General features: G+C 70.4%; 11 protein-coding genes, 2 tRNA genes and 1 pseudogene. 9 read left to right on the top strand and 5 right to left on the bottom strand.

Annotated features, from left to right (window positions below):
* The first annotated feature begins 11 nt into the window (after positions 1-11).
* Complete coding sequence (locus ORI94_RS00965) at positions 12-758, top strand: DUF3566 domain-containing protein (RefSeq protein WP_266071749.1); 747 nt, start codon at positions 12-14, stop codon at positions 756-758.
* 123 nt (positions 759-881) lie between these two features.
* Positions 882-955 (top strand) — tRNA-Ile (locus ORI94_RS00960).
* Between the two features lie 490 nt (positions 956-1,445).
* Here ORI94_RS00960 and ORI94_RS00955 read toward each other — a convergent pair.
* Entirely contained in the window at positions 1,446-1,823 is a 378-nt protein-coding gene (locus tag ORI94_RS00955) for a DUF6344 domain-containing protein (protein WP_266071748.1), read from the bottom strand.
* A 338-nt stretch (positions 1,824-2,161) separates the two neighbouring features.
* On the opposite strand from ORI94_RS00955, the gene ORI94_RS00950 reads away from it, so the two are divergent.
* Both ORI94_RS00950 and ORI94_RS00945 read left to right on the top strand, forming a co-directional pair.
* Positions 2,162-2,290: a DLW-39 family protein gene (locus ORI94_RS00950; protein WP_003999697.1), complete on the top strand. Its 129-nt coding sequence runs from the start codon at positions 2,162-2,164 to the stop codon at positions 2,288-2,290.
* A 223-nt stretch (positions 2,291-2,513) separates the two neighbouring features.
* Entirely contained in the window at positions 2,514-3,839 is a 1,326-nt protein-coding gene (locus ORI94_RS00945) for a hypothetical protein (protein ID WP_416237747.1), read from the top strand.
* 4 nt (positions 3,840-3,843) lie between these two features.
* On the opposite strand, the gene ORI94_RS00940 is transcribed toward ORI94_RS00945, so the two are convergent.
* A complete protein-coding gene (locus tag ORI94_RS00940) occupies positions 3,844-5,577 on the bottom strand; it encodes a serine/threonine-protein kinase (RefSeq protein ID WP_266071747.1) in 1,734 nt (577 codons plus the stop codon).
* 196 nt (positions 5,578-5,773) lie between these two features.
* Positions 5,774-6,322, bottom strand: a complete 549-nt coding sequence (locus tag ORI94_RS00935; protein ID WP_266071746.1) for a helix-turn-helix domain-containing protein — start codon at positions 6,320-6,322, stop codon at positions 5,774-5,776.
* A 182-nt stretch (positions 6,323-6,504) separates the two neighbouring features.
* Here ORI94_RS00935 and ORI94_RS00930 point away from each other — a divergent pair.
* A tRNA-Ala gene (locus ORI94_RS00930) sits at positions 6,505-6,577 on the top strand.
* 255 nt (positions 6,578-6,832) lie between these two features.
* Here the strand turns inward: ORI94_RS00930 and ORI94_RS00925 are convergent.
* Positions 6,833-7,540, bottom strand: coding sequence for a DUF5324 family protein (locus ORI94_RS00925; RefSeq protein ID WP_266071745.1), 708 nt, complete (start codon positions 7,538-7,540; stop codon positions 6,833-6,835).
* Between the two features lie 324 nt (positions 7,541-7,864).
* Between ORI94_RS00925 and ORI94_RS00920 the strand changes: the two genes are divergently transcribed.
* Together ORI94_RS00920 and ORI94_RS00915 are read left to right on the top strand one after the other, a co-directional pair.
* Positions 7,865-8,392, top strand: a complete 528-nt coding sequence (locus ORI94_RS00920; protein ID WP_055594763.1) for a peptidylprolyl isomerase — start codon at positions 7,865-7,867, stop codon at positions 8,390-8,392.
* A 131-nt stretch (positions 8,393-8,523) separates the two neighbouring features.
* Complete coding sequence (locus ORI94_RS00915) at positions 8,524-9,411, top strand: rhomboid family intramembrane serine protease (protein WP_266071744.1); 888 nt, start codon at positions 8,524-8,526, stop codon at positions 9,409-9,411.
* Between the two features lie 314 nt (positions 9,412-9,725).
* Here the strand turns inward: ORI94_RS00915 and crgA are convergent, their stop codons facing one another.
* On the bottom strand, positions 9,726-9,980 hold the full coding sequence (crgA, locus tag ORI94_RS00910; protein ID WP_266071743.1) for a cell division protein CrgA: 255 nt from the start codon (positions 9,978-9,980) through the stop codon (positions 9,726-9,728).
* Between the two features lie 139 nt (positions 9,981-10,119).
* Between crgA and ORI94_RS00905 the strand changes: the two genes are divergently transcribed.
* Positions 10,120-10,899 carry a DUF881 domain-containing protein gene (locus tag ORI94_RS00905; protein WP_266071742.1) on the top strand — a complete coding sequence of 260 codons (780 nt, stop codon included), beginning with the start codon at positions 10,120-10,122 and terminating at the stop codon, positions 10,897-10,899.
* A gap of 189 nt (positions 10,900-11,088) precedes the next feature.
* Positions 11,089-11,571 (top strand): annotated as a pseudogene (locus ORI94_RS00900) (sortase domain-bontaining protein); the annotation flags it as partial.
* Between the last annotated feature and the right edge of the window lie 18 nt (positions 11,572-11,589).

Below are 11,589 nucleotides of genomic sequence, written 5' to 3'. Positions count from 1 at the left end.
AGTGAGTCAGCGTGAGCGGAGCCACGGGCGCCGGACCGACCGGTACCAGTACGGGCACGGACGGCGGTGACCGTGGCTCTGCAGCGCGGGCGACAGATCCGCACACGACCAACCTGAAAGCGATCAAGTCGCCCGGCAAGGACTCGCCTTCGTCCGACAGACATGGATCCCAGGGGGGGACCGTGACGGACACCCGAGGCCAGCAGCAGAGCGTGCCCGGACAGGGCGCCGCTGCTCAGGCGGCCTCACCGCTGCTGCCGGGGGAACGGCAGGAGCAGCAGGCGGGGCCGTACCACCCGCCGCAGGCCTACCCGGCGCAGGCGGGCACGGCAGAGGGCCAGACCGGCGCGGTACGCCGCCCGCGGACCGGGGCGCGCACCACACCGCGCGTGCGCAAGGCGCGCCTGCGGGTGGCCAAGGCCGACCCCTGGTCGGTGATGAAGGTCAGCTTCCTGCTTTCCATCGCCCTGGGCATCTGCACGATCGTCGCGTCCGCGGTGCTGTGGATGGTCATGGACGCGATGGGCGTCTTCTCCACCGTCGGCGGCACCATCTCCGAGGCGACCGGCTCCAACGAGTCGAACGGCTTCGACCTCCAGTCGTTCCTGTCGCTGCCCAACGTGCTGCTGTTCACGACGGTCATCGCGGTCATCGACGTCGTCCTGGCGACGGCCCTGGCGACCCTCGGCGCGTTCATCTACAACCTCTCCGCGGGTTTCGTCGGCGGCGTCGAACTGACGCTGGCCGAGGACGAGTGAGAGCGGCGCTCGGCGCCTTCCCGGCCTGCTCCGACGGCCTCCCGGCAATCGATTTTGGGACTGCCCCGGTCGTGCGCTAATCTTCAGGAGTCAGCGCGCGGGACATACACCGCAGAGCGCGGCGGGGCTATAGCTCAGTTGGTTAGAGCGCATCCCTGATAAGGATGAGGCCACAGGTTCAAATCCTGTTAGCCCCACACAGTATTGTGAGACCCCCGGTCGATACGACCGGGGGTCTTCTGCGTTCCCGAGGGGTGCTGTGTCCGGGGCTGCGGTGTCCGGTGCGGTGTGGCTGGAGGGGCGTGTTCAGCAGTGGGTGCGGGCGGGCGGGGCCGGCCTCGGCCGGTGGTGCGGCCGCGAGGGCGTCGCGGTGGTTGTGTTCCGCCCGGGTTCGCTTCCACCGGCCCGTCCTGCCCTGGGGCGCGGTTTGGACGCCTTGCTCCGTGCCGTCCGTTGCCGGACCGGGAGCCGGGAGCGGAGAGCAGGAGCCGGGGGGTGTGCTGGGGCTTTCGGCCCTGATGAATCCGGTGGGTGTGAGCGTGGGGGCATGAGGAAGGCCCGGCTGCTCGGGTTCGAGCGGCCGGGCGGTCCTTCGCGTGCCGTGGGGGCTTGTACGCGAGTTCGCCGGTACTTCGGGGAGCCGGAACGGCACGGGAGGAGTGGTGTGGGGCTCCAGGGCTCCAGGGCTCAGCGTTGGAGCGGGAGATGGCCCCTGGGGGGTTCTGCGGGGGACGTGGTGTCGTCGTCGGAGCAGTTCGTGGGGGCGGTCGGGTCGGGGGCCGGGGCCGGGTTCGTGAGACGGCGGCTGCGGCAGCCGGGGGACGCGCCGTGGGCCTCCGCGCGGATGCGCTGTTTCATCGTGGGAGGCAGGGCCGCAGCATGGGACCAGGGCCGGGTGGACGCCGCCGGCTTCCTCCCGTCCGGGGCGCTCTCGCTGTTGCGCGTCGTCTCGGTCGGGGGTACGGCCGCCGAGGCGGTCGTGGTGACGAGTCCGAGCGCCGTGCACAGCGCGAGGAAGGCGGTGACGATGGCGGTCCACAGCTTCATGACCTTGTTCCGGGCCATTGGCCTCTCACTTTCGGGTCGGGCGATTTGCGTACTTTCCTCATGATGTGTATGCGGAGCCCGAAGTGGTGGATCCGAGCCCGTGGCGCGTCGATGTTCAGATGAACACCACCCGGATGGGCGCAAGAGGGGTGAAAAGCGGAAGATCACGGAGGGAGGCGGTGAAAATCACCGACCGTGCGGAGGCGGTCACCCTCCGGTCCGGCCGGTCTTCCCTGCTCCTACTGCGCAGTAGGGGAGGGCAGTTGGCGGGCCGACGCAGGTCACCGATCGGTCTCGGCCGGTGTGTATAGTCGGGCGCCAGAGGTCCCCTACGTCAAGAAAGACGAGGTCGCGCGGTGAAGAAGCTTCTCCTGGTCGCACTGGCCGCCATCGGCGGGCTCCTCGTGTACCGCCAGATCCAGGCGGATCGCGCCGAGCAGGATCTGTGGACGGAGGCGACTGACTCCGTGCCCACGGGTTCGTGAGTACCGACATACGACGCTGAACAGACCCCGGCCGCGCTCGCGGTCGGGGTTTTGTGCGCTGCGGGGCCTTGCCGACGCCCCTTGTCCGCGAGGCAGGATTGGTCACGGTGTGACATCCGGCGACGACGAGGAGTGGCGCGTGAGGGCACGGCGGTGTACTGCGCGGGGGCGGCGTGCACGGGCGGCAAGGAGCGGCCGGGCCTCGACCGCCGGACGCGCCGGAGTGGCGGCGCTCGCGGTGGTGCTGCTGACGGGGATGCCGGGCCTGCCCGCAGGGCAGGAGGCGGTTGCCGCCGGGACTCCTGGAACGTATGCCTTCGAGGAGGGTGCGCCGCGGGTCGAAGGAGCCCTGAGCACCGCGGACGCCGTAAGGCTGGAGGCCGGTCGCACCTACCGGAGTACCCTCCCGGCGGGCGGTCCGGTCCACTACCGTCTGGAACTCGACGACACCTCGGACGTCTACGTCTCCGCCACCGCCGTTCCGCCGGGGGGTGGCACCGCCGCCGTCGTCGACGGAGTCAAAGTGTCCGTGCAGGACGGTGACGGCCGCTCCTGTGATGTGAACACGGCGACCTTCGGCGCTGCGGCCAGTCCGCACCCGGTCGCCGCGTGGGCCGCGCGCGAGATCTCCCCCAGGCGGTCCCTCTGCAAGGATGCCGGCACGTACTACGTGGCCGTCGAACGCGCGGATCCGGACGGGAAGGGCGCCTCCCCCGACGCCTGGGAGCTGGAGCTCACCACCGTGTCGGAACCGCGGCCGGCGCAGGCCGGGGCGACGACCCCGCCGGACGCGTGGAACTCCGCCTCGCCCGAGCCCGTCGCCGGAGAGGCCCGACGGCGCGCCGGCGGCGCCGGTTTCGCCGAGGCCACCCCACTCGGAGAGGGAGTCTGGCGGGACGACATCCGGCCCGGACAAACGCTCTTCTACAAGGTTCCGGTCGGCTGGGGCCGGCAGTTCAACGCCACCGCCGAACTGGGCAGTTCGAGTTCGGACGGTACCGGATTCGTTCCCGCGGCCCTGGACCTGGACCTCTACAACCCCGTACGCGGGCACGTCGCGGACGTGGGCGTCGGATACGACGGCAGGCAGAAGTCGGACAGCCTCGCCCCGCTGCCCCCCGTCGCGTACGCCAATCGCCATGCCCCCACCGGCCAGGTCGCGGCGATGCGCTTCGCCGGCTCGTACTACCTCGTCGCGCACCTCGCGGAGAAGGTCGCGGACGACTTCGGCGACGGGCCCGTCCCGCTGACGCTGCGGGTACGCGTGAGCGGTGCGGCACAGGACGGGCCCGGGTACGCGGGGGAGCCCGTGCCGTCGGACGTTTTCACGGAGGGCGAGGAGGACCGCGAGGCAGCGGCGGACGGGCGGGCGGCGGGCCCGGGGCCGGGGGACGACACCGCGATGACGGCGCTCGCGGTGGGCGGTATCGGTACCGGCAGCGCACTACTGGTGGGCCTTGGCGCGTGGACGGTGGTGGCTCGGCGGAGGGCGGTCTCCCTGCACGAGGAAGGCAGTTCCCGGCAGGGCGGTTCCCGGGGGCGGCCGTGAGGGATCAGATCCTGGTGAGCGCCCAGAACCCCACGACGTAGCAGGCCAGGGCCAGGAGCAGGAGAGGGACGGCCACCCGCGCGGGCGGGCCGGGGCGACGCCGGCGTCGGCTGCCCGCTCCGTGCCGTGGGCCTGCCCTGCCCGGAGACGGAGCCTCGGTGACTCCGGCGGTGTATTCGGCCGTGGAGGGGTCGGCCCGGTGCGACGCGGGGCGGGGGCGCGCCGACGGCTGGGGCCGGAGGGAACGCAACGGATGAGTGGGGTCGTGAGGGGATGCGTGGGGCATGTGGTCGAGTCGGCCGACGTGGGCGACCTGGGACTGCCCAGGCGCCTGAGACTGTGCCGGTAACGGTGTCTGCACCGGTGGCGGTGGGGGTGGCGGTAACGGTGGCACCGGCGGTCGTGGCGTGGGTGCGTGGTGGGACGGAGCGGGTGCGGGGGCCGGCGTGACCGTGGCCTGCGGCGGTGGGAGGTGGAAACTGCCGGTGTCCGACATGGAGGGCGACTGCGGCGGGGCGGACGGTTTTGGAGGGGAGACGGCGCTGGAGCCGGAGGCAGGCGTCCGGGGTGCGTGGGGGGTGCGGGGGACGGAACGTGGTGCCGGGGAAGCGCCCTGGCGTGGGTCGGTGGGAGCGGCGCCGCTGTCCAGGGAGGACGAATCCGGTGACGCCGGGGTGCTGTCGCCTCCGCCGAAGGGCTGGAGCATCGAACCTGCCGGTCCGGAGTCCGCCGACCCGACGTCTGCCGGCCCAACCCCGGCTGCTCCGGCGTCTCCCGGGCGGCCCGTTGCCTCGTCCTGTGAATGGTGCCCCTCCGCTCCGGGACGGCCCCGGCCCGAGCGCACGCCCGACGCCGTCTTCAGCGGGCCGGCGGGGCCGAAACCCGAGGGAAGAGGACCGAGTTGGTCGAAGATATCGATCACTTCGTCGTCGGGCCCGGGTTCCGCGAGCAGTTCCCTGGCCGCCGCCAGGGCCTTCCGCGCCCCGGTGGCCGTACGGAACCGCGCCTGCGGGTCCGGCTGCAGCAGTGTGGCCACGACCTGCCACAGCGGCTCGGGGATGTTCTGGGGCGCCCCCGGCGTCCCGTGTTCGGCGAAGTGCTGGATGAGGGCCTTGGCGTCCGGTTTGGCGCCCTCCAGCAGGTACAGCGCGACCAGACCCACGGCGAACAGGTCCGCAGGGAAGTCCGGTTCGGAGCCCATGATCTGCTCCGGCGCGAGATAGCCGGGCGTGCCCACCACCAGGTCGGTCTCGGTCAGGCGGGGCTCTCCGAGCCGCATGGCGATGCCGAAGTCGGACAGCCGCAGCCTTGGCGTGCCCGTACCGGTCGCCTCCAGGAGGATGTTGGCGGGCTTGATGTCACGGTGCACGACGCCTTCCGTGTGCACCGCGGTGAGTCCCGCCAGGAGCTGGTCGAGCAGGGTGCTGACGAACACCGGCGGGAGGGGACCGTAGTCGCCGATGAGGTGGACCAGCGAACCGCCGGCGACCAGGTCCATGGTGAACAGGACCTTGTCGTCGTCGGCGGCCCAGCTGGTCGGGGCGAGCACGTGGGGGTGGTCGATCCGCAGCGCCTGCTCGCGCACGAAGCGGAGCAGGGAGTGGGCGTCGCTCTGCAACAGGACCTTGGCGGCCGCGTAGCGACGACGCCGGTGGTCCCAGGCACGCCAGACGGCACCGACACCTCCGCGCCCGATCGGGTCGACCAGTTCGTACCGGCCGGCAAAGACCTCACCCATGGCTGTGCGTCGCTCCTCCCCCAGCGGTGCCGTGCCCGGTCCTGTCCTACCCCTTCTGCCTCACGCCGATCTCTCCCCCGCCTGCCTGCCCCGTGACGAGGGGTTCGACTCCCCCGGTGCCCCGGTGCCCCGGTGCCCCGGTGCCCCGGTGCCCCCGTGCCCTCGGCCGCCGGACCCCCTCCGGCGGCCGAGGACATCAGTTCTGGTGGGCCTGGTAGTGCGTGACCGCGTCGGAGGTCCGGCCCGCGCCGTAGACCCGGAGGAACTCTGCCAGCTCGGGGTGGGTCGGGGCGAGGGTGTCGGCGGCGTCGATGATGTCACCGGCGGCCGCCACCGACCGCAGCAGCGACTGGATCTCGCGTACCACCCGCTTGACCGTGGGCGCCCCCGAACCGCTCGTCGTCTGCGTGGTGTTGCTGAGTACCGAGCCGCCCTGCGACTTCTTGACCTCCTCCATGCGCTCGGCGGCCTCGGCCGCGCTGACGCTTCCGTCCGCGACCTGTCCCGCCAGGTCCTGCAGCAGCTGCACCCGCTGGACCACCGCGGGGTTGCCGATCTTCGCCCGCTGACCGCTCATCAGCTGCGACAGCATCGGAGCGGACAGTCCCAGTACCCCCGCGAGACGAGCCTGGTTGAGGCCAAGATCGTCTATGAGCTTACGGAAGAGCGCCCCCAGCGGCTCCCCGTACCAGTTCCGCTGCAGTTCCCGCGCTCTTGCGGTGGCTTCCTGCTGTGCGGCGTCCATTGCGTCTCCCCATCGCTTCCCCAAGAACCGTGCTTCGCTCCAGCGAACCACGCCGAGCATCTTACGGAGAGTGGTCGGTCACGGGGACCCCAATCCTTTTTGCGGAACCCCCCGGGTGACCCGGTACTCTGGTGTCCGGCGCCCGCCCGGAGGTCCCTCTTCCTGGTGGACGTTTTGTTCGCGGGGCCTTAGCTCAGTTGGTAGAGCGCTGTCTTTGCATGGCAGATGTCAGGGGTTCGACTCCCCTAGGCTCCACAAGGAAACCCCTCCCACCTGCGGAAACGCAGGTGGGAGGGGTTTTGCTTACCGGCACCCACCGTCCGGCATCCGCCTTCCGGCGCCCGTGTCCGGCGCTTGCGTTCGGCTCCCGTTGCCCGACCCCGCCCGGGGGCCTGTTTCACGTGAAACAGCCCGGTGGGGCAGAAGACACTGAAGTCCTCTGCCCCACCGGGCTGTTGACGCCCCAGGTTGTTGATACCGCAGACTGATGGTGCCGCCGCACGGACAGACCTAGGGCTGCTCGTCGCGCTTGGCGGCCTCCTCGGCCTCCGCGGCCTCCTTCGCCCGGACCTCGGGGTCGAGCGTGGACCCGCGGCTGCCGTCCACCGACGTCAGCGTGCCGGACTCCTGGACATCGGTCGCGGGCGGCGGCTCCACCAGCCAGTCCGGGTTGGCCTGCTTGTCCCACCACTTCCAGGCGGCGAAGGCGCCACCTGCGACGGCACCCAGAACAAAGACCACCTTCGCGGCACGGCCGGCCTTCGCGCGCCGCCGCTGCTTACGGACCAGCTTCTGGATCTGCTGGGGCGAGACCTGACCGCGCAGGGCGGCCAGCACCGCCGCGCTGCGCGCCGCCGCCTCGTCCCTCGCCGGACCGGCGGCGGCCCTGGCCTGCTCGAGCCTCGGCCGGGAGTACTCCGCCGCCTGCTGGGCGGCCTTGCGGGTCCGGGCAGCGGCCTCGTGGGCGGCCAGGTCGACCTTCGGCGGCACATGAGTACGAGCCTGCTCCACATACGGCTGGACATGGGTGCCGTACTGGACGAGGGCATGCCCTGCGGCCTGCGACACCTTGGGGGCCAGCCGTACGCGTGCCTCCTGCGCGTACTGCGCGGCCTTCACCTTGGCCGTGTCGGCGTAGGGCGCCACCACGTCCGCGGCGTGCAGCACGCTGTCCTTCGCCGAATCAGTCGCAGCGCGCACGCTTTCGATGCGGGTCACGGTTCCTCCTCCTCGGTGGCGTACGTTTTTCGACTGTCCACCCTTTTACGGATCATGCCTCCCGCTTCGCCGCTGGGCATGTGCGGGCGGGCATACGGGTTCCGTCGGCGTGGACCGAGTGCAGTAGCGGATGAAGACGGGGATCGTCGGCCAGGCGTCGACCATGCCACGGATCGTTGCCGAGTGCCCCTGTCGCGGCGGCACTCACCCGGTTTCCGCAAGCCGTTCGGCTCTGTCGCCCCTCCTGTGAACGGGCGTCGGGCGACTGTGCGCCCCGTCCATGCGAGGATCAGGGCGTTACGGAAAGACAACGGAAGGCACACCGTGGCTGACCAGCTCTACGCCACCCTGAAGACCAACAACGGCGACATCGAGGTCCGGCTCTTCGCGAACCAGGCGCCGATCACCGTCAAGAACTTCGTCGAGCTCGCCAAGGGCGAGCGGGAGTGGACGCACCCGGAGACCGGGGCGAAGTCCACGGCCAAGCTCTACGACGGCACGGTCTTCCACCGGGTGATCAGTGGCTTCATGATTCAGGGCGGGGACCCGCTGGGCAACGGCACCGGCGGTCCCGGCTACCAGTTCGAGGACGAGTTCCACCCGGACCTGCGCTTCGACAAGCCCTACCTGCTGGCGATGGCCAACGCCGGCCCGGGCACCAACGGCTCGCAGTTCTTCATCACCGTCTCTCCGACGGCGTGGCTGAACCGCAAGCACACCATCTTCGGCGAGGTCACCGACGCCGCGAGCCAGAAGGTGATCGACACCATCGCGGCCGCGCAGACCAACCCGCGCACCGATCGTCCGCTCAATGACGTCGTCATCGAGTCGGTCGAGATCCGCGAGGGCTGAGGACGGCCCCGAGGGCTGAGGACGGCCCTGTCCCCGAGGAGTGCGCAAGCCCTCCCAGAGGGAACCAAACGCCCCGCCCATCCGTAAGGATGGGCGGGGCGGGGCTTTTTCCACACGACCTAGGGGATCCCATGGACGACCAGGCCGCCGGCAGCCCGCAGGACGCCCACGGCGTCCTCGCCTGCTACCGCCACCCGGACCGTGAGACCGGCATCCGCTGCACCCGCTGCGAGCGCCCGATCTGCCCCGAGTGCATGATCAGCGCCTCGGTCGGGTTCCAGTGCCCCGAATGTGTCCGCGGCGGCTCAGGCACCGGCCACGCACCCACCGCCTCCATGCCCCGCACGATCGCCGGAGGCACCATCGCCGCGGACCCCCGGCTGGTCACCAAGATCCTCCTGGGGGCCAATGCCGCGGTGTTCGTCGCGGTGCACGTCTGGTCGTCGCTGCTCGGCCATCTCGTGCTGATCGGGGTCTGGCCCCCGACGCCGGCCCTTCCCGTCGAGGGCGTCGCCGAGGGTGAGTGGTACCGCCTGGTCACTTCGATGTTCACCCACGAGGCGATCTGGCACATCGCCTTCAACATGCTCAGTCTGTGGTGGCTCGGCGGTCCGCTCGAGCAGGCCCTGGGCCGAGTCCGCTACCTCGCGCTCTACCTGATCTCGGGTCTGGCGGGCAGTGCGCTGACCTACCTGCTGGCCTCGGGGTCCACGGCCTCGCTCGGTGCCTCCGGCGCCATCTTCGGGCTGTTCGGCGCGACCGCGGTTCTGGTGCGCCGGCTCAACTACGACATGCGTCCGATCATCGCGCTGCTGGTGATCAACTTGATCTTCACCTTCAGCTGGAGCAACATCGCCTGGCAGGCTCATATCGGAGGGCTCGTCGCCGGTGTCGTGATCGGGTACGCCATGGTCCACGCCCCGCGCGAGCGGCGGGCGCTGATCCAGTACGGAACCTGTGCACTGGTTCTCGCCGCGGTCGTGCTGGTGGCTCTGGTGAGGACGGCCCAGCTCGCCTGAGTGAGGGTTGTCCACAGCATGTGGCGGATCTTGTGCACACCGTGCGGGAACGTCTGTGCCCGATGTCACTCACCTTCGTTTTCCCAGGTCAGATGCGCACGAACGAGTATTCGGTTACTGGTGCTTCTGTCGTACCGGCGTCAACGTTCGAGGGGTTATCCACAGATCGGGGTTTCTTTTCCCCACGCTGTGGAAACGCCTGTGGATAACCCGGTGGGCAGCCCTGCCCAGAGCTGGCGACGGCCCTGCTCCGAGCTGTCGGGCAGCTCGGAGCAGGGCCTGCTGGTCCAGTGGGCGATGAGCGCTGCCGGGCGTTACTTCCACTGCGTGGAGACGCCGAATCCGGCGGCGATGAAGCCGAAGCCCACCACGATGTTCCAGTTGCCCAGGGCATCGATGGGCAGCTTGCCGTCGGTGACGTAGAAAACGACGATCCAGGCCAGGCCGATCAGGAACAGGGTCAGCATCACCGGCGCGACCCAGGCACGGCTGGTCAGCTTGAGAGCGGTCGTCTGCTTCGCCGTCGGCGGCGTGTAGTCGGCCTTCTTGCGGATACGTGACTTCGGCACGAGGGTCTCTCCTGTCGATGCGCTGCGTGGCCGCGCAGGGAACTGGTCGGGCTCGGGGCGGTTGGAAGGGGACTCCGAGCGCTCCCCCGGGCGTCCGTTAGCGTAGTGCTTCCGCGGCGCCGAAGGAGATAAGGGTACGTTGAGCAATTCTGCCGACTTCCCCGGGAGGGAATCCAGCCCTGCCCTCCGACGGCGCTTCCGGCCTGTCCGGATCCTCACCGCGGGTGTCTTCGCCCTCGCGGGTCTGCTCTTCTTCACCAGCTTCAACACGGCGAAGGGGACCAACATCCGCACGGACGACTCGCTGCTGAAGCTGTCCGACCTCATTCACGAGCGCAGCCGCAAGAACGGTGAGCTGGAGGAGTCCAACGGGGCTCTGCGCGGGGACGTCGAGTCCCTCGCCGAGCGCGACGCAGGAAGGAGCGCGGCGGAGGACGACGAACTCGCCGGTCTGGAGCGCCGCGCGGGGACGCAGGAACTCGAGGGCGAGGCCGTCACGGTCACGCTCGACGACGCTCCGCCGGACGCCACCGCCAAGCTTCCCGGGTACCCCGAGCCGGAGCCCGACTACCTGGTCATCCACCAGCAGGACCTCCAGGCCGTGGTGAACGCGATGTGGCAGGGCGGCGCCGAGGGCATCAAGGTCATGGACCAGCGGCTGATCTCCACCAGCGCGGTGCGCTGTGTGGGCAACACCCTGATCCTCCAGGGCCGTGTCTACTCGCCGCCGTACAAGATCACGGCGGTCGGTGACCCGGAGAAGCTGAAGAAGGCGCTCGCGGCCGCTCCGTCGATCCAGAACTACATGGTGTACGTCAACGTCTACGGGCTCGGCTGGAAGGTCGAGGACGACGGGCCGGTGACTCTGCCCGGATACGCGGGCACAGTGGACCTGCACCACGCGAAGCCCGTGGGGTAGAGCCCGCGGGGCGGGTTCTGGACCGGGGTCGGCCAGGTCACGGCCGGCCGGATCGCTCTTTTCGAGGACCGGCGGGCGAGCGGGAGCACCCTGCCGGTCGCCATGGCCACGCCGGCCGCCACGTCCTTGTCCGTGCCCGCCGCGGGGTCCGGTGGCGGCACTGCACCTGCGGGCCCTCCGCATCCGGAGCCGAAGCCGTACGTCGAGGGAAAGCCCTGCGCGATCATGTGCCTCCCGCGTCTTGGTTTCACGTGGAACAGGCCCGCGCTCGAAGGCACGGAGACCGGGACCCTGAGGAAGGGGCTCGGGCACCATGCGAACACCGCGCGGCTGGGCCGGGAGGGCGACTTCGCCGTCGTCGGCCACCGACGCACCCATGGCGACCCGTTCAAGGGCTTTCCCCGGTTCGGGCGGGGTGACGGCGGTGGTGCTGACCGAGGGGACGACCCGGTTCACGTGCCGGGTCGGCCGGGGTCCGCGCAAAACGGTGCCGACGGACATCGAGGTGATCGGCCCTGTGCCACGTACTTCCGGGTACACGCGTCCTGGCAGCGGTCTGACGCCGACGACGCGCGCACCGGAACGGGGCGCGGTCACCGGCTGATCGTCCGGGCGTATCCGGACTCCACGCAGCCTGCGGAGGCCGGGAAACCGGAGGCGTTGCGCCGTTAGTCTGGTGACGTACGGCGT

Origin of the sequence: Streptomyces sp. NEAU-W12 (assembly GCF_026242095.1) — a bacterium.
Taxonomy (GTDB): domain Bacteria; phylum Actinomycetota; class Actinomycetes; order Streptomycetales; family Streptomycetaceae; genus Streptomyces.
This window is presented reverse-complemented; position numbering and strand designations above follow the sequence as displayed.

Coding starts and splice junctions, on each gene's coding strand:
- ORI94_RS00915 (WP_266071744.1), top strand. CDS start 8,524: ATGGACGACCAGGCCGCCGGCAGCCCGCAGGACGCCCACGGCGTCCTC.
- ORI94_RS00935 (WP_266071746.1), bottom strand. CDS start 6,322: ATGGACGCCGCACAGCAGGAAGCCACCGCAAGAGCGCGGGAACTGCAG.
- ORI94_RS00940 (WP_266071747.1), bottom strand. CDS start 5,577: ATGGGTGAGGTCTTTGCCGGCCGGTACGAACTGGTCGACCCGATCGGG.
- ORI94_RS00955 (WP_266071748.1), bottom strand. CDS start 1,823: ATGGCCCGGAACAAGGTCATGAAGCTGTGGACCGCCATCGTCACCGCC.